Source organism: Pseudoalteromonas luteoviolacea (assembly GCF_001750165.1).
Classification (GTDB): domain Bacteria; phylum Pseudomonadota; class Gammaproteobacteria; order Enterobacterales; family Alteromonadaceae; genus Pseudoalteromonas; species Pseudoalteromonas luteoviolacea_G.
Genome location: NZ_CP015411.1, coordinates 4,209,728 through 4,229,175 on the forward strand (window position 1 = coordinate 4,209,728; position 19,448 = coordinate 4,229,175).

Below are 19,448 nucleotides of genomic sequence, written 5' to 3' on the forward strand. Positions count from 1 at the left end.
ATTGCCTTATCTATTATAAATATCTAATTCCGATGCGTGTTTACTTTTATCTACATCTTTCGTGCTTTTTTGAGCCCTGATATTTTCAATATAAAACTCAGGAAAGCCATGCTCTTGAGCACCTACAAGCACATGGTTTGTATACCATTCAAAAGGTAATTCATTACTTACGAATGTATTGGCCACGTAGCAGTATACAGCTGCGGTGTTTGCACTGTGCATCGCTACATCCAATTGAACACGCGCATATCGCGCACCTTCAATCGCGTCTAATCGACTAATTTCAGATTGAGTCAACGCATACACTGCACCATAAACAATATCCTCATGCGCTCCCTGTACGATATTACACTTAGCGGAACCATCTGTACTTAACATATCAAAAGTAAGCCGATATCCATATAATATCGCGCTACCGACTAAACGGACGTGAGGCAAGCGAGCTTTAAGCCTCAGCGATGACAGGTTGGAACCATAAGCAAAATATAAACACTCTCTCGCATTCATTTACGCACCTATAAAACCACTCGCACTGCCAAAAGCAATAGCACAACACCAATGCCACGATCGAACCAATGTCCAGCACGATGGAAAAAACGTCGAACTTGAGGCCTAGACAAAACCACAGACAAGAAGGAAAACCAGATCCATGTCGCCATCGCCATATACAACCCATAGAAAATTTGTACTGCCTGTGGTGTATCTGGATCAATCATCAAGGTAAATAACGAAAGGAAAAACAGTGTTGCTTTTGGGTTGAGTGCGTTAACCAAGAAACCACGTCGCAAGGCTTTAAAATCAGACTCAACTATCGATGTAGCTTCGATAGACTGCTCTGGAGCAGTATTTTTCTTGGCGCGCAGTGCTTGTATGCCCATATAAGCCAAATACGCCCCGGCCATATATTTAAATATATTGAATAACTCTGGCGATTTGGACAATACTAATGCAACTCCCAACAGACAGTATGAGACATGTACAAAAATCCCTAAACCGACCCCCGCACTCGTAAACAAAGCGTTTCTTCTACCTTGCTGAACACTTTGTTTTAAGACGATAGCAAAATCAGGCCCAGGACTCGCAACCGCTAAAAAATGTGCTACTGCAATAATTAAAAACTCGTCTACATATTCAAACACGACTTCTATCCTCAAGCGCCAAAAGCATAGGATCAGCAGATGTTTGTAATATCTTCTTTAACTGCTTCTGAGCTTTTTTGTACAGACCTTTAAGATGTGGTTTAAGGTGCTTTCCCCCTTTGTCATCCCCTTTTAAATGACAAACCAAAGCATGCAAGAATATGCTTTCCTGTTCGCTCAACGCAGCTTGTCGGTTCGCATATGGATTATAACAAGACCCACACCCACCTCTGAAATGATAGGCGGTATTACATATCATGGTGCCAAACCCCATAAATATAGCCAACACATCAGCAGCTACAGGTAAGTTTTGCTGCCCACCAGGCGGTAATTTTCCAACCTGATGAATCAACATCAGCGCCATACTCCCTGCCATACTGGCAACTAAATCTTGAGGTTGATTAATTTGATTCGGGTTGTAAGAAAGTTGCACGGGTAAACCGGGAGGAGTCACAACAGTCACGCCTTTTCCTCGTAGCCCTCCCGCTAAAGAAAAGTGTGGAAACGATTGCTGCATTGGCATCATGCTCGGCGATGTCAACGCTATCGGCCACTGAGTTAAACCGGCATAATCTCTTACCCTCTGAAAAACAGACTGTGCCATTTCTTCAACGCTACTAACACGATCAGGAAAATACTGCTCTGTTGGCTGAACAACCTGAGTATGCTGCAAAAAATATTCACTATCAAAATGCTCTACCGACCATAAAAACAGTTCAATCAGAGATTGTGACTCCGGTGCCTCTAACAATGGTTTAGGTTTAAAAATAGATAACATGTATACATCAACACAACGGTATATTAATAACTCAACACCTTATCAAGGGCTATTGAGTTAAAGCAAGGCAGCGGAGGATAAAATGCCATATTAACTTGCTTTTAATAATCCAGTAAGCAGACCATTTGTCGCTTGGCTAAATATATGAAGAACAATATGATAAGACTTTGTTTAATCATATAGGATACCAAAATGCCACATATCGTCATTGAACACTCTGAGTCACTAACTATTGACCTTTCAGAATTAACCTATTCCATTCACCAAAGTACTGTGGAAACCGGCTTATTTGATGAAAAAACCATAAAAACAAGGCGAATTGCATTTTCTGAATCTATTATTGGCGATGGTAGACATGACTTTGTGCATATTCAGATACATTTATTGGCTGGAAGAACACTGCGACAAAAACAAATGCTCAGTGAGAATATACTATCAACACTACAAAAGTTACTACCAGAGACCGTCAGCTTGAGTGTTCACCCTTATGATTTAGACCCTGCTATTTATCGAAAAAATTAAATGATTCATAATATGCATCTTTTCATACCAGCAGTAAGGTTAATTAAATGAAATTTCCATGTCGTATAGACAAATTTGTTAGTCACATAAACGAGCTTCCACGTAGTAAAGTAAAAATCCTGATCAAAAAAGGAGCGGTGGCTATAAATGGTGAAGTAACTAAAAAAAGTGACACTCAAATCCACGCTGACGACCTCATTGAAGTAAGCGGTAAACACCTGAAATATTTAGGTAAAAGATATTTCATGCTCAATAAACCACAAGGCTATATCTGCGCCAACCATGACGAGCTACACCCTACTGTTTTTGACTTGCTTAATGAACCTAACTTAAAAAATTTTCATGTCGCGGGTCGACTTGATATAGATACAACAGGGCTGGTACTGATCACCAATGATGGCGATTGGTCACATCAAATAACATCGCCTAAAAAGGAGAAATTCAAAACATACCTTGTTGAAACAAAAGAAATAATCACAGAAGACTGTTTAGAAAAACTGCGCCAAGGTGTGGCATTGCATAACGAAAAACAACATACTCGCCCAGCACTTGCACAAGCCATCGACAAATACGCTCTAAGGCTATCGATTTGTGAAGGAAAATACCATCAAGTGAAGCGTATGCTGGCTGCTGTAGGCAATCATGTTGTTGAATTACATAGAGAAAAAATTAGCGATATCATACTAGATCCCAATCTCGCTATGGGTGAATATCGGCACCTAACTCAACAGGAAGTCGACATAATCAATGCAAAATAGGTAGAGATAGGGTCGTCATATGAGGAAAAATCATCTAATTTTTACTTATATACGGTTAAGCCCTACTTACATAGCGCGCTCAAACATGATAAATCATAAAGGTATAAGAGTGCCATCAACTTTTAACTGACTCTGCTAAGGTGCATATTGTGTTTTCAACCCTGACTCTAAGATTAAAAATCATATTTTTCGCTATAGCAATTTTTATCGCCTTAATTTCCATTGCGGTACTCGGGCTTCAATCACTCCGTCACGCTAGTGAAACAGATAATATTGCGCGTATCAACCAGCTTATGAAAAGCACTGTAAATATTGTCGAACAATTTGAGCACTTTGCAAAATCTGGCGTTTTATCTGAAGCCGAAGCCAAAGAATTAGCAGCACAAATACTGCGAGAAAATAAATACCACGACTCAGAATATGTTTACGTTGTCGACGAGCAATTAAACTTTGTGGCCGCCCCACACGATCCTCAACTACACGGAACAAGCTTCAACGACTTTAAAGATGCACAAGGTAACAGCATCGGTAGATTAGTTGAACAGAAAGTGGGGAATAAAACCAATCGCATCATTACTTATCACTGGAACTCAGAAAGAAATGGCGAAGTTGTTGACCTCACCTCTGTGGTACAAAAAACATCTTTATTTGGGTGGTATGTAGGCACCGGGATCAGCTACAAAGAAGTGGATGAAAGGTACTGGGAAACCGCGAGTTGGCTATTAACCCTGTCACTGATTATCGCCGTTGCACTGACATTCACCGTAACACGATATGGTCTGTCATTATCTAACAAGCTCGGGGCAGAACTAAATGAAGTTCTCGATATCGTTAGGCATGTTTCTCACGGCAATCTTACCTCACGAATTGATACCTCAAATGCTAAAGATTATAGCATTATGGCTGCCATGCACTACATGCAGGATGGTTTAAAAGGGGTGGTAAGTGGGCTGATGACAGTCAGTGATAAATTAAAAGAACAAAGCTATGATGGCGAAGCCCGCTCCAACGACTTAGAAAACTTGACACTAAGTTTAAGTGAAGAAACACAAATGGTGGCTTCAGCAATCACAGAACTCACAGCATCTGCTCAAACTGTTGTTGAACACGCCGAGCAAGCCGCTTTTTCTGTACAAGAAGCCGAAAATCAAGGGCAGAATGCTGATAGGCTTACATCTAATGCCAGTGAAGCAATTGCTTTGTTAGAACAACAAATTGATAGTGCCGGAAACAATATTCAGACATTAGATGAAGAAGTCAATAACATTGCCAATGTCTTAAGTGTCATTCAAAGCATTGCTGAGCAGACTAACTTACTTGCACTCAACGCCGCCATAGAAGCTGCACGAGCGGGAGAACAAGGGCGCGGCTTTGCGGTGGTTGCAGATGAAGTACGTCAGCTAGCACAGCGTACACAGTCCAGTACAGAAGAGATCCACACAATGATAGGCAACTTGCAAGCAGCCACTCAAGACGCCAAATCCTCCGTTTCGTTAAGTATTGCGACCAGTGAAAAAACAGTGACTATGTCAAATGAAGCAAGCGAGGCACTACGCAGCGTTGCAACCTCTTTAAGTGCAATCTCTCAGATGAGTGATCAAATCGCATTAGCCGCAAAAGAGCAATTAACTGCTGGAGAAGATACAGCCAAAAGAGTCGTGAACATATCTGATACAGCCTCTCAGACAGCCAATGTGTCACAACAAGCACATTCAGCAACTGACAGCATTAAAGCTCAAGCGGCTCAGTTAGAAAGTGAGATGGCTAAATTTAAGCTTTAATATCACAGTTTTATCATTAAACGGCTTTCCAAAATAGAATAGGTACGCATAACTTTTTCTATTTTGGGTAATTTCTTTCACAAATTGGCCTGAATTTAGCATCTTATTTTTTTGTAAAAAAATGTTTAACTCTAAATTATTTGGTGTTAAATTCATTGAGTCGACCGCTTAAAAACTACCATAAAGTACGATGAAACCCGCTACTAATGGTTCTTTTTAATTATTTGGTGACACTTCTTCTGGTAAAGCTGTTAAGGCTATGCGTTGTGCCTTTTGCCATGGGAAATAAGAGAATGTCTGACATTCATTTAGCTGACTAGACGATAATGAAATAAGGATAATCACTATGAAGATGATTGCTAACAAACAATGCCGTTTAATTGCAGGCGGTTCAGGTTTATTAGGTCCAGCGGACCCTTTTTCAGTAGGGAGAAACTCCCAACAATGCATGCTTATTGCAAACTCCAGCAGTTCAGGGCAAGTAAAGCCCAAACAAAAACCTTAATTTGTTTCTAAAATAAGCATTATATATGGCAAAACAATTTGCATTCAAAGATTTACTACTACCTTATGTCGTAATGGTAGTGGTGATCTTTATAATTCAAGACGCGACCTACTTCTTTTTTCTCGCCTATATTTCCATTATTTCACTCGTATTTTTAATTGGGCACAGACTAAGAGATGTGAACATATGTTCAATTGCATTTATTGCGATGATCCCCGTACTATTTGAAAATATTATTTTTACTACAGGGTTAATTAGTTTGGTTTCAACACCTGGTGATAGATTGATCCAAAACAGCTTAATTTACGGTGTGCATTTACTCAAAGAGCTGATTATCTTGGTCCCATTAACGTACCGAGTTGAAATTTCTAAGCGGCTATTCCCAAAACATAAAATTAGATACACTTTTGCGGACAGTATATTACCTTGGCTATGTTTAATTAGTGCTGCAATTAGCTTCTTCGCATTAATCGAAAACTATATCCGTAATGGCAAAGGGTATGATATGACCTTTTTCTACTATGCGTTTGATGTAACAGGATACCTAAATTATTCAATATTCTGCGGTGTATTAGTTGTCCTTACATTTTTAAGCTATAAAGAAGCTTACGACTTTAAAGTTCCTTCGATTAGGCGCTAAAAGCGATTACTCAAAAGGGTTTGATAAAGGCAACATATGGCTATTTGCCAATATGTGTAAGTCAAAATAGCGCTGTAACAGCTCGTTATAAGCGCCAGAACTTTTTAGCTTAGAAAGTCCAAGCTCTAACTTCTCTGCAAGTTCTGCTTTGTCCTTATTAACGAAAAAGTAGAACCTTGCTGGATAAGATAAATAATAATCAGGCACTATCATAAGTTCATTGTTATTTTGGTTAATGAGTTCTGATTGCGCCTCAACAATTGAGCGCGGAAAATAGTCTGCCTTTTTTTTCATTACCATATCAAACATGGCTTGGTAGTTAACGATAGGTTTAACATTCAATCCATTGCTTGATAGTATTTTTGTATCTGGCCAATCATGACCTTGTACCGCGATAAAACGACTCAGTTGCGCTAATTCCGTAACACGCCTAAAGCGTTCATATTGCGCTTTATGAATAATAAGAACACGCTTACCAATCAACCCATCGAATAAAGGAAACTTAACTGCGATAGCCAACTTTTCTCTCGCTGGGCTAGTCATACTCCAGTGCAGATCCACGTGCCCTTTATTAAGTGCCATAAGTGTACGCTGCTGATGAGGGTGGACTTTGACATGCTCGATATTTACGTCGTAATCGGCAGCATCTAAGGCTTGCTGCAATAACTCGTAGAGGAACAAATCTCGGTCATAAAGCGGGCGTTGCTCTTTGGCAACGTAAATGGTTTCTTTAATGTCTTCTTTAACATGGCCAGCACAGGCTAAAGTCAACAAACACAGCCCTACGAAATATTTGATCATCATGTTCCCCACACTTGCTAAGTTGCTCGGTAATTACGACGTTATTAATTACTATATATACACTTAGACAGAATTTCTCTTCGCCTTAAGTATATATATTTCACAATTTATATTCTCAAAGCAATAAGGTTGCGCTAGGAAATCAAATTAGTTGCAAAAATAGCACAAGCTATTCTCAACAGGTTAAACACCCATATAAGTTACACCCAAATGGTTAATCAACTATGATTCGCTGCCGTTTCAAGTCTAACCATTGGCGCACTCGGTTTACGCCTATTGCAAACAAACAGGTAACTATTTCGGTAGCGCTTTGCTTCCTTTTTCGCATCTGTTGCAAGTGCAGCAACCTGATGGCTATTCTTGCAAGACTCTACATCAGGGCTGACAAGCCCAATGGACAAGGTTAACAAAGGAACGAATTGTTTTTGCCCCTCTCTATTTGTAGCCCAGTAACCCCCAGCTGCGACATGCTCAGGAGTAAATAGCGATTTAGATCTTACCTCAAACTGTTCAATTACCTGATGACAGAGTGACTCAGCATCTGCTTGGTCAAAAACAACCATAAAATCATCTCCGCCTATATGACCAACAAAACTTTGACTATGTTGACATACTTGCAGTGTAACATCGGCTAATAATTTTATGACACTGTCTCCACTGGCGTAACCATAAAGATCGTTAAATTGTTTAAAATGATTTAGATCGACGTAAGCAAGTGAAAACTCATGTTTAGCACGAAGTCGTTGCTCAATCGCTTCATTTATTGCGACGTTGCCAGGCAACATAGTGAGCGGGTTTGCATGCTGCGCATGACGTATTTTATCTTCGGTAATATGCTTCAAAATATCTCTAAGGGGAGCCAGGCCAATATATTCGCCTTCCTTTGTGATTACAATATGCCGTCTAATATCAAACTCATTTTCGGTGATCAGTTGGCTGACAAAGTCCAATTGCTGCTGCTCATCTACGATGAGCGGCTGTTTATCCATGAGCTTAATAACCGACTTTTTATCAAAAAGTGCATGACCATAAGGTGCTGCAAATACTTCAGTAAGCTGGTCCCGGTGCAATAACCCTACAGGTTGGTGCAAGTCATTTAATACCGCGATACTCGTCAGACCCTTATTTTTCTCAAATCGACGATGAGCATCCAAGCATTGTGTGCTCATATGAATTGCAGGTACATCATGAGCAAGCCAACCAATTGCCATTGATTGCTCAAATTTATTCGCGGTTGGTTCCGATTGAATTTGTGCGTTAAGAATGTCGCTGGGGTTAACTTTTAAATCGCTAGATGCAGAGCTTGGTCTTGCTAACAAAAAGCCTTGGGCATTTTTTATCCCCATTTTTTTGAGTAACTTTAGTTCTTCGACACGCTCAATACCTTCAGCAATTACCGCGGTATTAGTGGCTTTAGCCAATTCAATAATAGATTTAAGAAACTCTCTTTTTACAATGCTTTGATCGCAATAATCAATAAAATATCGATCCACTTTAACAAAGTCGGGACAAAGTTCTGACCACTGCTTCAACCCTGAGTAACCAGCACCTAAATCATCAATTGCAATTTTAAAACCCAATTGGCGATAGTGAGAAATCGTTTTAAGTAATAAGAAACCGTCGTCCACTTTATCTTGCTCTGTCACCTCAATCACTACTCGGTTACAGTTCAAGCCTGCTTCTTCGATAAGATGCAGAGTCTCACCTTTAGGGTGATGTGGGTCAAGTAAAGCCTTGGGGCTTACATTCAAAAACAGTTTTCCGGGGAGATTCAATGCTGCAAACTGCGCAATGGCTTTTTTACGGCAAAGTAACTCCAGCTCAGATAATCGATCATATTTACTGGCCGCTGCAAACATCTTATCTGGCTGTATCAACTCATTGTTAATACTACCGCGACTCAATGCCTCAAATCCAAGTATCTGTTCTTTTGCGATATCAAAAATGGGTTGAAACATTGGATATACAGCTTCTTTTAGCAATATGTCATCCAACATGACGTATAAGGAGTCCACTGAAACAACCAAACTCAATTCAAGTGTTTAATAATCGAGCAAAATATCAAAGATTTATGACAATTAGATTGCAATCTAATGGAAGTTACCAATATTGGGGAAAAACATGGATGAACAGAGTACTTGGAGTATTAAAGCCATTGCTTTAAATTAAAATTAACGTACATTAAATTACGCCTAAATGTATGTAATATGGATATAATTATGAATTCGCTCAACGAGCAGATAATAAAAGTTGAACAAAGGATCAGAAAACAAACGCTGTTAAAAGCAAGTCTTGGGAGTGTAATTGGGTCTGTAATCGTTATCGCGATTTGGTTTCAAGTCTACATGATTAATTCTAAACTTAGCCCTTTAATGATCCCCATAAGTGGCGCGATTATTGGCCTTTTTGTACGCTTTTTTGGCCAAGGATATGACAAATGGTTTTCTGCGATAGCCTGCATGGTGTTTGCTGCTATTTCATCAATGGCTTGGTACATGGAAATAGTTGTAGGTGGAAAAGTAACTTATGGCATACTCGCGGGGCTATTTTATGCAGGATTCTGGAGTGCTAATTACCTAGCAAAGCTCAAAATGCCAATTGTATTAGAAGATGCATTTACGCATCTTCAGTCATCTAAAAAGTATCCTGTAAAGGGCACCACTTTCAAAGCGGTAATGTCTGTCTTAGGTGCGACGATCTTTTCACTTGGTGCAACTTACGGCACCGCTATTGTCATGATTGAATTGCAATATCAATTTCAATCTAAACAAAAAGCCCAGATGCTGAACATAGAAGAACAAAAAAAGCAGAAAAAAGAAATTGCCGTCACAATAGAAGCATTGTCAAAGTACAGCACGAGTGAAGCGCTACTTTATGCTCATGCATACTTTAGCGGCTATAAATTCAATCAATCAGGCAAATATACCCGAGGGTTTCCTCGTTCCGTGCACAAATCACAGATGATTTTGGAATATCTGATGAAAGAACGTCAAGATCATCGTGCTCAGTTTATTCTCGGCGTCATACTGCAAGGGAATCGCGGTGAGCGCTTTATAGATATGGCAGCCGAACAAGGCGATCATTATGCCGCACTCTACCAAGCATTTTACGCAGGTTGCAAAAAAGATACTGCAAAAGGAGATCGCATTTTAGATGCTATTTATCCCTTGGTGAAAGAGTCTGCGATTAAATCAGAAATAGAAAGCGTGCGTTCATATGGCTATGAACCTGTGTGTAATGAAATATCTCAAGCACATTTCCCACATAGCTTTATACGTGGCTATATCACACTGGCTAAAAAATAAGTCTGCCCAGTCACAATAGATTAGTAAACAATAACAGGAAAGAGATGAAAACGGCGTTTTCATCTCTTTATAAGATTATTTTAGCGCCATCTCAACTTGGCCAAAATGCGCAATCACTTCAACAATTTCAAGTTCAGCATCTTCATAGTGCGTTTTCTCAGTAAAGCCAAGTTTAGCAATCGCCTGCACTGTTGCAGGGTGTACTAATAAGTCTTTAGCATGATAACACACAGGATCGCTATACTCAGGTAATTTACCATCTTCATGGTAACCAGATTCAATCTCTTCTAGAGGCAGCGTAGGAATAATATCAGCAGCTTTATCAAGGGCATCTAGGTAATCTTTACACTGAGGGTACTTAGTCACGAAATTAGCTAATAAATCGCGTGAGGTAGCGACTAAATTTGCAGATTCTTGTTCAAGATCTGTCGCCGATTTGTGCTCTCTGATGTTTGCTAACAGTGAAGTTGCCTGAGTTTTATATTGGCCTAATGCATTGTCGCTTGCAGGTGCTTGCGCTTCAGTCTTGGCCGCTTGTGTGCTTGGTTGTTCTGAACATGCAAATAGCGCTAAAGCTGCGCATGCAATTCCTAGCTGTTTATACATATAATCCTCAAATTCATTATTATTGATAACAATTCTCATTATACAGTCTTGTCATCATTTTGAAACAGAAAAGGCCACAATAAATGTGGCCTTCTTGATTCAGATCGAAAATTGAATTTTACCCTAACAGTCAGCTAACAAGCGTAACTGCCGAAGGGTTTATTAAGGCATTGCGTCTAAATCCGCACCTTCTTTTTCAACTTCAACTGGGATCAGATCTTCTTTGCTTACACCCATTGCAACCGCAACAGAGCTCGCAACATAAACTGATGAATAGGTACCAATGAATACACCAAATAACAACGCCGTCGCGAAGCCGTGAATTGTTTGGCCACCCCATACAAACAGAGCGATCAGTACAAGTATGGTTGTAATAGAGGTAACAAGTGTACGGTTCATCGTTTGCGTGAGTGAAATATTGATGATTTCTAGCGTGTCATCAATACGCACTTTACGGAAGTTTTCACGGATCCTGTCAGATACAACAATGGTGTCATTCAGGGAGTAACCTATTACCGCTAAGATTGCCGCTAAAATCGTTAAGTCAAACTCAAGTCCAAGTAGCGAGAACAAGCCCATTGTTAAGATCACATCGTGGAAAAGTGCCGCAACCGCGCCTACAGCAAAGCGCCATTCAAATCGAAATGCAACATACACCAGAATACATAAAAGTGCCGTCAGCATCGCAAGGCCACCTTGCTCTTTTAAGTCTTCACCAACACTTGGACCAACAAACTCAATTCGACGCATTTCAACACTGCTATCAGCCAGCTTCAGTGCATCGATAAGTTGGTTACCAATAGTATCTGCTTTGACACCTTCACGAGGGGCGATACGAACTAATACCTCTTGGCTAGAGCCAAATAAGGTCACAGCCGCATCTGCAAAGCCATTTTCAGCCAACACTTTACGGATTTTAGGTAAGTCTGCTGGTTGTGAGAAGCCAACTTCAACCGCTGTACCACCAGTAAAGTCTAAACCAAAGTTTAAACCTTTCACCATAAATGACGCGATAGAAGCCAAAATCAAAACCGCTGAAAATGCCATCGACAACTTTCTTGCCGACATAAAGCGAATTGTGCTCGATAACTTTAATAATTGCATGCTCGCTCCTATATCGACAGTTTCGTGATGCGTTTACCGCCGATGAAGGCATTGATCACGGCACGAGTACCAATGATCGCTGTAAACATTGACGTCAAAATACCAATCGCAAGCGTCACTGCGAAACCAGCAATCGGGCCTGTACCCACTGAGAACAAGATAACCGCTGCAATTAACGTGGTAATATTGGCATCAAAAATCGTGCTAAATGCGCTGTCATAGCCATAATGAACAGCCTGCTGTGGACTTCTGCCATCTGCTAGCTCTTCACGAATACGTTCGAAGATTAGTACGTTCGCATCAACGGCCATACCGACAGTTAATACGATACCCGCAATACCAGGTAAGGTTAGGGTTGCACCACTGATCATAGACATCACACCGACGATCATTACCAAGTTAGCCGCAAGTGCTAAGTTAGCAACGATACCGAAGCCTTTGTAGTACATCAACATGAAGCCAAGCACAAACGCAAAACCTAATACCACAGCTGTCATACCCGCTTCAATGTTCTCTTGCCCTAAGCTTGGTCCAACAGTACGCTCTTCTACGATTTGAATTGGCGCAACCAATGCACCCGCTCTGAGTAGTAAGCTCAAATTGTGGGCTTCAGCTGGATTATCAATACCAGTAATACGGAATGAGTTGTTTAAACGAGATTGAATCGTCGCAACGTTAATGACTTCTTCTACCTTAATAGGCGGCAGTGCTTTACCATTCTCATCTTTTTTACCAGAAGGTTTATACTCAATAAATACCGTGGCCATGCTCTTACCAACCGCACGTTTGGTAAAGGCACTCATCTTCGCGCCACCTTTGCTATCAAGGTTAATACTTACCTGAGGACGCTGATATTCATCCATACCCGATTGTGCACCGGTAATGTGCAAGCCCTCAAGGATCACACGCTTTTTCAATACAACAGGGTAACCGTCTTTGTGATACAGCACTTCACTGCCTGCCGGAACTCGGCCCTGTGCTGCAGTGCGAGTATCAGCTCTATCATCGACTTCACGGAACTCTAGTGTCGCGGTTGCGCCTAAAATTTCTTTCGCAAGTGCCGTATCTTGTACACCCGGTAATTGCACTATGATGCGCTCAGAACCCTGTCTTTGTACATTTGGCTCAGCTACACCCAACTGGTTAATACGATTACGAATAATGGTTTCATTTTGCTTAATAGCATAGTCGCGTAATTCACGCTGTTTTAAGTCACTTAAACTAGAGAAAAACGCCAGTTCGTTACTGCTGTCGTTAACAAAAACATTGCCAGGGTAGCGCTTTTTCAAAAAGCGTTCAGCGGCCTTTTTGTCTTCAACAGAGCGCATAACAACTTGAACGCGGTCGCTATTTGCAACTTCGCGGATAGTACGATAACGAAGTTTTTCACCGCGCAAATCGCTCTTATAATCTTGCTCCATCTGCTCAAGCGCTTTGCCTAATGCCGTTGCCATGTCTACTTCCATTGTGAAGTGAACACCACCACTCAGATCCAGACCCAATTTCATTGGGTTTGCACCAATATTCTTGAGCCAGTCTGGTTGTGCTGGAGACATGTTAATAGCTGAAATGTAGTCTTCGCTCAGTGCGCCACGCAGGATATCCTGTGCTTTAAGCTGATCTTCTACATTCTTGAAGCGAATGAGAACTTGCCCTTCTTCTAGGACAGCAGATTTGATAGGTAGATTATTGTCTTGAAGTGTTTTATTTGCTTGATCAAGTACGCTTAAATCGGCGCTGGCCCCTTTCTTACCTGAAATCTGTATGGCCGGATCCCGACCATACATATTAGGGGTGGCATAAAGAATGCCAACGGCCAAAACAGCGAGCACAAGCAAGTATTTCCACATTGGATACTTGTTTAGCACTGGATTATCCCTTTGTTATTGTTATAGCGACTTCATTGTACCCTTAGGTAAAACGGCTGCCACTGCTGACTTCTGTACAGTTACTTCAACTTGATCATTCAGGGCAATTACCACGAAATCTTTGTCTTCTGCAACCTTCGAAACTTTACCTACGAGACCACCTGACGTTAAGACTTCATCGCCTTTACCAAGTGCACCCATTAGATCTTTGTGCTCTTTAACACGTTTAGCCTGCGGACGGTAAATTAAGAAATAAAATACCAAACCGAAAATAGCCAACATGATAAGCATTTCCATACCGCCACCAGCTGGCGCGGCTGCCGCTGTGCTTGCATGGGCGCTAGAAATAAATAAGCTCATTGCTCTTCCTCATTTAATTTTTATATAAAACTTTATTCTGCTTCTACATCAGCAAGTGGCGGCACTGGCAGCCCTCTACGCTCATAAAAGTCAGCGACAAACTCATCAAATGTCCCTTCCGTCAGGGCATTTCTCATACCTTCCATCAAACGCTGATAGTAACGTAAGTTGTGGATAGTATTTAAACGCGCACCTAAAATTTCATTACACTTGTCTAAGTGATGCAGGTACGCACGTGAGTAATTTTTACATGTGTGGCAATCACACTCCGCATCAAGCGGGCTTGTATCTGTTTTATGAACAGCGTTACGGATTTTAATCACACCATCAGTAACAAACAAGTGTCCATTTCGCGCATTACGCGTTGGCATAACACAGTCAAACATATCAATACCACGACGAACAGCTTCAACCAAATCTTCTGGCTTGCCCACGCCCATTAAATAACGTGGTTTCTGTTCTGGCATTTTATACGCACAGTGGTCAAGGATCTTAACCATTTCTTCTTTTGGTTCACCAACTGATAAACCACCTAAGGCATAGCCATCAAAGCCGATGTCTTCTAACCCTTTTTGCGATTCTGCACGCAGTTCAGGGTACATACCACCTTGAATAATACCAAATAAAGCAGATGGGTTATCACCATGCGCCTCTTTAGAGCGTTTTGCCCAGCGAAGTGATAACTCCATGGAGTCTTTCGCTTCTTTTTCTGTGGCTGGATAAGGTGTACATTCGTCAAATATCATGACGATGTCTGAGCCTAAATCACGCTGTACTTCCATCGCTTTCTCAGGAGACAACATGATCTTTTCACCGTTAACAGGCGATTTGAACAGTACACCTTCTTCAGAAATTTTACGCATTGCGCCTAGACTAAACACCTGAAAGCCGCCTGAGTCTGTCAAAATTGGCTTATCCCAATTCATGAAATCATGTAGATCGCCATGCTGTTTAATAATCTCGGTACCTGGACGTAGCATCAGGTGGAATGTGTTGCCCAAACAAATGTGTGCACCAGTGTCTTTTAGTTCATCTGGCGTCATACCTTTTACTGTGCCGTAAGTACCTACAGGCATAAATGCGGGTGTTTCAACAACACCACGTTCAAACACTAAGCGTCCGCGACGTGCTTTACCATGTGTACAATCTAATTCAAATTTCATAACTACCTCGTGTCGGAAAAACAGTCCAACAAAACTCAACCAATGACCTCAATCCTTAAATAGGCCATATAAACTGTCAGATTCTATCAATAAAGCCCGAGCAATTCTAATATTGGGGCTAAAAAGGGATAAATAAAGTCACAATCAAAAAAGGTTGAGTGTAAATATAAAAAAACCGGCATTTAGCCGGTCTTGAAATTCTATATTACTGTTTTTTAGTTAAAAACATTGCATCGCCATAACTAAAGAAGCGGTACTTCTGAGCGATCGCCTCATGGTAAGCATTCATGATGTGCTCTTGTCCTGAAAAAGCACTGACAAGCATAATTAAGGTTGATTCAGGCAAGTGAAAGTTAGTGATCATCACATCAACAACATTAAACTGATAGCCTGGATAAATAAAAATGTCTGTATCGCCATAGAAAGTCTTTAATTCACCACCGTGAACCTTTGCAGCAGACTCTAAAGAACGGACCGACGTTGTACCAACCGCGATAACACGACCACCTCGGCTCTTACACTTAGCCACAGCATCCACAACTTCATCAGGTACTTCAATATACTCTGAGTGCATATGATGGTCATTGATATCATCAACACGCACGGGCTGGAAAGTACCGGCGCCTACATGCAAGGTTACAAAGGCCATCTCAACGCCTTTGTCTTTAAGTTGAGCCATGAGTGCATCGTCAAAGTGCAGGCCCGCTGTCGGTGCCGCAACGGCCCCAGGCTTTTCCCCATACACCGTCTGATAGCGTTCTTTATCACCTTCTTCATCAGGGCGATCAATATATGGCGGCAATGGCATGTGACCAATTTCGTCCAAAATACTTAATACGGAATGCTCACCTTTAAACTCTAACTCAAACAATTCACCATGGCGTGCAACCATAGTGGCTTGCGCCTTGTCTTCAAGGATCAATTCAGCGCCAGGCTTTGGAGATTTGCTTGAACGCACATGCGCTAGCACTCGGTGCTCATCTAGAATACGCTCGACCAAAACTTCAACTTTGCCGCCCGTCGACTTTTGACCAAACATGCGAGCAGGAATAACCTTAGTGTTATTGAAAATGATCAAATCTTCTGGCTCAATCAGATCAATAATATCCTTAAATATTTTATGCTCTAAATCACCACTAGTTCCATTCAATGTTAAAAGACGGCTACTCGTACGCTCCGCTTTCGGATGGCGGGCGATCAATTCATCAGGAAGTTCAAAATTAAAGTCAGCAACGCGCATATAAGACCTCATATTCGTGCAATTAGGCGGCAAGTCTAGTGCTGCGAGATAATGAAATCAAGCAACAAGCTTGATCTATTCATACTTTTTCACCTCTTGTCAGCAGTGTGAAATAGCTTTACTCTACTGGCTGCTTTGCATGTATTCATTCTTTTCGATGCAGGACTTGCTCTCAATGTATATTGAATAAAAAGCAATATAAAACATGCAAATAACGATGAATAGGCAATATTTAAAAACTTAAAACATGGGTTTGGGGTCGTAACGCCATGGCTAAACAGCTTACTTTATTACTTGTCAATGCCGATCAAGGTGAACGTCAAACCGTAATAAGAACGTTACAAAAGCTCAATGTATTTCAAATAATAGAACTCAGTGATACGCAAGAAGCGCTGCAGTTATTAAAAAAACGCGCCGTTGATTTGGTTATTAGTGGCCTTAATGTGGGAAAAATAGACGGCTGGCGATTTTCCCGCATGATCCGCTCAGGGCTACTAAAAACCCCAAAAAACACCCCTATTGTGCTGATCCCCCCAACATACTGTGAACGTATCGCAGAAACGACCGCGCGCAGTTACAGTATTGATGCCGTACTGCCTTTAGAGCGACATGATGTGTTGCCTCAGGTCCTGGCCAATGTTTTATCAACACACTTGGAAAAAAGTAGCCGCTTAAACCTATTACTGTTGGAGCCGAATGAAAAAAAAGCAGCAGATATCAGTGATCACCTCGCCTTAAGCTTTACATGTAATACGGTTTCCACTGAAAACGCAGCGCTTTCTGAGTTTTTACAAAATGATTACTCTATCGTCTTACTAGATGCAACATCCACTCGGGCTGAGACCACAAAAGAGCTCGTTGCGAACATTCTTCAACATAAGCCTAGTCAAGCCATAGTCACTATCATCGACAACCGCAATGCTGACTATGCTGAACAACTTTTACTTCTGGGTGTCACTGACTTTATTCGCGCTCCTTATAATTTATCGTTATTAAGCAAGGTATGTGATCATGCAGCTAGACGAGAAGACTTTATGGTCAGTTACGCTGAATTTGCAAATAAAGTGGAGCAACTCAGTATCAGAGAACAGAGTTATAAAGAGCTTTTCTCTGCACATCAACGAATTTTACTGCATTTGAACACGGTTGTGTTGGAGTTAGATGCAGCAGGCTGTATTCGCTTTATTAACCCCGCATGGGAGCAATTAACGGGTCACAAACTCAAATCGACACTCGCGACCCACCTTGGTAAATACGTACATTCAGACTACTTAGCTAGCTTAAATACAGCAATAGATGCTGTATTTAACGGGTTGCAAGCTTCAACAGTCGAGTTACAGTTGACTCATTATTCTGGCTCTTCAATTTGGGTGGAATGCCGCTTTCAGTTAATAAAAAATCAGACTAATAATGTGTCAATCACGGCGACAATTGACAACATACATGAGCGTAAAGAAGCTGAATTACAATTGCGACACTTAGCTTTACATGACACTCTAACAGGCCTTCACAATCGTTATTATTTCGATCAACAGCTCAATTTCTTCTGTAACGAAGCAAAACATAACCTCAATACAGAGCATGCTCTGATTTATATTGATTTAGACCATTTCAAAATTATTAATGACAGTAAAGGTCACCAACAAGGAGACATTGTACTGCAAGAAGTTGCGCAGCTATTTGGAGCACATATTTCAAAAGAGCATCTGATATTTAGGATTGGCGGTGATGAGTTTGCTATTTTACTCAAAAATACACGCTTACTCGATGCTCATATGATGGCAGAGAGCATTTGTAGCGCAATTGAAAACCACCAATTTCACTCTGAAGAGGCGAGTTATACGATTAGTTGCTCCATTGGTTTGACACTTATATCTGCAATAAATTGTGACCCAAGTGAGTGCTTGAAACAGTCTGACATTGCGCTGTACATTGCCAAAAATCTTGGTCGAAATCTCGTCCATTGCTATACCAAGGAGGATGCTAAAAATAGTACCTTGCAAACAGGTCTAGAGTGGGGGCACAGCGTTCGGGAAGCGCTTAAAAACAATCAATTTGAGCTTCATTATCAGCCTATTTGGGATTTTAAAAATAGACAAATTGCATATTTTGAGGCACTCCTTCGCCTTACCATTGACAATAAAGTGATTTATCCAAATCAGTTTATTCCTGCTTTGGAACTATTAAATGATACTTTTTTAATGGATCAGTCAGTCATCAAGGAGAGCATTCGCGCTGTATCCAAGCACCCAGAACTACATCAGATATCAGTTAACCTCTCAGCGCAGTCTTTTCTAGATGAACGACTTATGCCACATATTCAAGCCTGTCTGCGCGACTTTCAAGTTCCTGCACACTGCATTATTTTTGAGATCACAGAGTCCGCCAGTATTAATAATTTGAGTGCGACTCAAGCGATGATCACGCAACTGAATCAATTAGGTTGCCATTTTTCCATTGATGATTTTGGTACTGGTTTTAGTACATTTAGCTATCTAAAACAGCTTCCAGCTCAGCATGTAAAGATAGATGGTTCCTTTGTTAGAGACATGCTAAATGACCCAATTGACCTTGCCCTTGTTAAAGCTGTGAACGACATAAGTCACTCTTTAGACAAGTGTTCTGTTGCAGAATATGTTGAAAGTAAAGAAATTTTTGATGAGCTCCAAAGAATTGGTGTGGACTATGGACAGGGCTATTACATCTCAAAGCCACTTCCAATTGAGCAACTAAAACATCAATTAGAAACTATTTTATCCCTAAAAACAGCATGCTAATTCAAATGGGGAAAAAAGTCGCTGCAGTCGATTAAAATCTCAACTATAATAGAAGTTCGAAAAGAATGTCTTCTTTTTTAACTTATATACATATAAGTAGA

General features: G+C 40.8%; 18 protein-coding genes. 7 read left to right on the forward strand and 11 right to left on the reverse strand.

Going from position 1 to position 19,448, the window contains the following annotated elements; genetic code table 11:
• Positions 1–6: 6 nt before the first annotated feature.
• From S4054249_RS18110 to S4054249_RS18120, 3 genes are read right to left on the reverse strand one after another with little or no spacing between them, the layout of a single operon-like run.
• The gene (locus S4054249_RS18110) at positions 7–507 is read right to left on the reverse strand and encodes a gamma-glutamylcyclotransferase family protein (protein WP_046355624.1); all 501 of its coding nucleotides are present in this window, start codon (positions 505–507) and stop codon (positions 7–9) included.
• Positions 508–515: 8 nt separating this feature from the next.
• Positions 516–1,139: a LysE family translocator gene (locus S4054249_RS18115; protein WP_046355625.1), complete on the reverse strand. Its 624-nt coding sequence runs from the start codon at positions 1,137–1,139 to the stop codon at positions 516–518.
• Positions 1,132–1,917, reverse strand: a complete 786-nt coding sequence (locus S4054249_RS18120) for a hypothetical protein (protein ID WP_046355626.1) — start codon at positions 1,915–1,917, stop codon at positions 1,132–1,134. Before S4054249_RS18120 ends, S4054249_RS18115 begins: the two co-directional genes overlap by 8 nt.
• A gap of 192 nt (positions 1,918–2,109) precedes the next feature.
• Between S4054249_RS18120 and S4054249_RS18125 the strand changes: the two genes are divergently transcribed.
• From S4054249_RS18125 to S4054249_RS18145, 5 genes are all read left to right on the forward strand, one after another.
• Positions 2,110–2,439: a 5-carboxymethyl-2-hydroxymuconate Delta-isomerase gene (locus S4054249_RS18125; protein WP_046355627.1), complete on the forward strand. Its 330-nt coding sequence runs from the start codon at positions 2,110–2,112 to the stop codon at positions 2,437–2,439.
• 47 nt (positions 2,440–2,486) lie between these two features.
• Positions 2,487–3,197: a 16S rRNA pseudouridine(516) synthase RsuA gene (gene rsuA / locus S4054249_RS18130; protein WP_046355628.1), complete on the forward strand. Its 711-nt coding sequence runs from the start codon at positions 2,487–2,489 to the stop codon at positions 3,195–3,197.
• A 149-nt stretch (positions 3,198–3,346) separates the two neighbouring features.
• Complete coding sequence (locus S4054249_RS18135; protein WP_046355629.1) at positions 3,347–4,978, forward strand: methyl-accepting chemotaxis protein; 1,632 nt, start codon at positions 3,347–3,349, stop codon at positions 4,976–4,978.
• Between the two features lie 346 nt (positions 4,979–5,324).
• Positions 5,325–5,483: a hypothetical protein gene (locus tag S4054249_RS26650; protein WP_155401372.1), complete on the forward strand. Its 159-nt coding sequence runs from the start codon at positions 5,325–5,327 to the stop codon at positions 5,481–5,483.
• 25 nt (positions 5,484–5,508) lie between these two features.
• Positions 5,509–6,123, forward strand: coding sequence for a hypothetical protein (locus S4054249_RS18145; RefSeq protein WP_187301393.1), 615 nt, complete (start codon positions 5,509–5,511; stop codon positions 6,121–6,123).
• A gap of 6 nt (positions 6,124–6,129) precedes the next feature.
• Here S4054249_RS18145 and S4054249_RS18150 read toward each other — a convergent pair whose 3' ends face one another.
• Together S4054249_RS18150 and S4054249_RS18155 are read right to left on the reverse strand one after the other, a co-directional pair.
• Positions 6,130–6,927: a substrate-binding periplasmic protein gene (locus S4054249_RS18150; RefSeq protein ID WP_230851876.1), complete on the reverse strand. Its 798-nt coding sequence runs from the start codon at positions 6,925–6,927 to the stop codon at positions 6,130–6,132.
• A gap of 215 nt (positions 6,928–7,142) precedes the next feature.
• Positions 7,143–8,921: a GGDEF domain-containing protein gene (locus S4054249_RS18155; protein WP_187301404.1), complete on the reverse strand. Its 1,779-nt coding sequence runs from the start codon at positions 8,919–8,921 to the stop codon at positions 7,143–7,145.
• A gap of 222 nt (positions 8,922–9,143) precedes the next feature.
• Here S4054249_RS18155 and S4054249_RS18160 point away from each other — a divergent pair, with 222 nt between their 5' ends.
• Complete coding sequence (locus S4054249_RS18160) at positions 9,144–10,229, forward strand: hypothetical protein (RefSeq protein WP_046355632.1); 1,086 nt, start codon at positions 9,144–9,146, stop codon at positions 10,227–10,229.
• A 75-nt stretch (positions 10,230–10,304) separates the two neighbouring features.
• Here S4054249_RS18160 and S4054249_RS18165 read toward each other — a convergent pair whose 3' ends face one another.
• From S4054249_RS18165 to queA, 6 genes are all read right to left on the reverse strand, one after another.
• The gene (locus tag S4054249_RS18165; protein WP_046355859.1) at positions 10,305–10,835 is read right to left on the reverse strand and encodes a hypothetical protein; all 531 of its coding nucleotides are present in this window, start codon (positions 10,833–10,835) and stop codon (positions 10,305–10,307) included.
• A 162-nt stretch (positions 10,836–10,997) separates the two neighbouring features.
• Positions 10,998–11,939, reverse strand: a complete 942-nt coding sequence (gene secF, locus S4054249_RS18170) for a protein translocase subunit SecF (protein WP_046355633.1) — start codon at positions 11,937–11,939, stop codon at positions 10,998–11,000.
• An 8-nt stretch (positions 11,940–11,947) separates the two neighbouring features.
• Positions 11,948–13,807: a protein translocase subunit SecD gene (secD, locus tag S4054249_RS18175; protein ID WP_046355634.1), complete on the reverse strand. Its 1,860-nt coding sequence runs from the start codon at positions 13,805–13,807 to the stop codon at positions 11,948–11,950.
• A 21-nt stretch (positions 13,808–13,828) separates the two neighbouring features.
• On the reverse strand, positions 13,829–14,167 hold the full coding sequence (gene yajC, locus S4054249_RS18180) for a preprotein translocase subunit YajC (RefSeq protein WP_023397444.1): 339 nt from the start codon (positions 14,165–14,167) through the stop codon (positions 13,829–13,831).
• Positions 14,168–14,199: 32 nt separating this feature from the next.
• Positions 14,200–15,330, reverse strand: coding sequence for a tRNA guanosine(34) transglycosylase Tgt (gene tgt, locus S4054249_RS18185; RefSeq protein ID WP_046355635.1), 1,131 nt, complete (start codon positions 15,328–15,330; stop codon positions 14,200–14,202).
• A 205-nt stretch (positions 15,331–15,535) separates the two neighbouring features.
• Positions 15,536–16,570 (reverse strand): tRNA preQ1(34) S-adenosylmethionine ribosyltransferase-isomerase QueA, encoded by a 1,035-nt coding sequence (gene queA, locus S4054249_RS18190; protein WP_046355636.1) that lies wholly within the window; start codon positions 16,568–16,570, stop codon positions 15,536–15,538.
• Between the two features lie 269 nt (positions 16,571–16,839).
• On the opposite strand from queA, the gene S4054249_RS18195 reads away from it, so the two are divergent.
• Entirely contained in the window at positions 16,840–19,347 is a 2,508-nt protein-coding gene (locus S4054249_RS18195) for a two-component system response regulator (RefSeq protein WP_046355637.1), read from the forward strand.
• The last annotated feature ends 101 nt before the right edge of the window (positions 19,348–19,448 follow it).

Excerpts from the sequence above, each read along its gene's own strand:
- S4054249_RS18165 (WP_046355859.1), bottom strand. The coding sequence starts at position 10,835 with ATGTATAAACAGCTAGGAATTGCATGCGCAGCTTTAGCGCTATTTGCA.
- S4054249_RS18125 (WP_046355627.1), top strand. The coding sequence starts at position 2,110 with ATGCCACATATCGTCATTGAACACTCTGAGTCACTAACTATTGACCTT.
- S4054249_RS18120 (WP_046355626.1), bottom strand. The coding sequence starts at position 1,917 with ATGTTATCTATTTTTAAACCTAAACCATTGTTAGAGGCACCGGAGTCA.
- S4054249_RS18145 (WP_187301393.1), top strand. The coding sequence starts at position 5,509 with ATGGCAAAACAATTTGCATTCAAAGATTTACTACTACCTTATGTCGTA.
- S4054249_RS18110 (WP_046355624.1), bottom strand. The coding sequence starts at position 507 with ATGAATGCGAGAGAGTGTTTATATTTTGCTTATGGTTCCAACCTGTCA.
- rsuA (WP_046355628.1), top strand. The coding sequence starts at position 2,487 with ATGAAATTTCCATGTCGTATAGACAAATTTGTTAGTCACATAAACGAG.
- S4054249_RS26650 (WP_155401372.1), top strand. The coding sequence starts at position 5,325 with ATGAAGATGATTGCTAACAAACAATGCCGTTTAATTGCAGGCGGTTCA.
- S4054249_RS18155 (WP_187301404.1), bottom strand. The coding sequence starts at position 8,921 with ATGTTGGATGACATATTGCTAAAAGAAGCTGTATATCCAATGTTTCAA.
- yajC (WP_023397444.1), bottom strand. The coding sequence starts at position 14,167 with ATGAGCTTATTTATTTCTAGCGCCCATGCAAGCACAGCGGCAGCCGCG.
- queA (WP_046355636.1), bottom strand. The coding sequence starts at position 16,570 with ATGCGCGTTGCTGACTTTAATTTTGAACTTCCTGATGAATTGATCGCC.
- S4054249_RS18195 (WP_046355637.1), top strand. The coding sequence starts at position 16,840 with ATGGCTAAACAGCTTACTTTATTACTTGTCAATGCCGATCAAGGTGAA.
- S4054249_RS18160 (WP_046355632.1), top strand. The coding sequence starts at position 9,144 with ATGAATTCGCTCAACGAGCAGATAATAAAAGTTGAACAAAGGATCAGA.
- S4054249_RS18150 (WP_230851876.1), bottom strand. The coding sequence starts at position 6,927 with ATGATGATCAAATATTTCGTAGGGCTGTGTTTGTTGACTTTAGCCTGT.
- secF (WP_046355633.1), bottom strand. The coding sequence starts at position 11,939 with ATGCAATTATTAAAGTTATCGAGCACAATTCGCTTTATGTCGGCAAGA.
- tgt (WP_046355635.1), bottom strand. The coding sequence starts at position 15,330 with ATGAAATTTGAATTAGATTGTACACATGGTAAAGCACGTCGCGGACGC.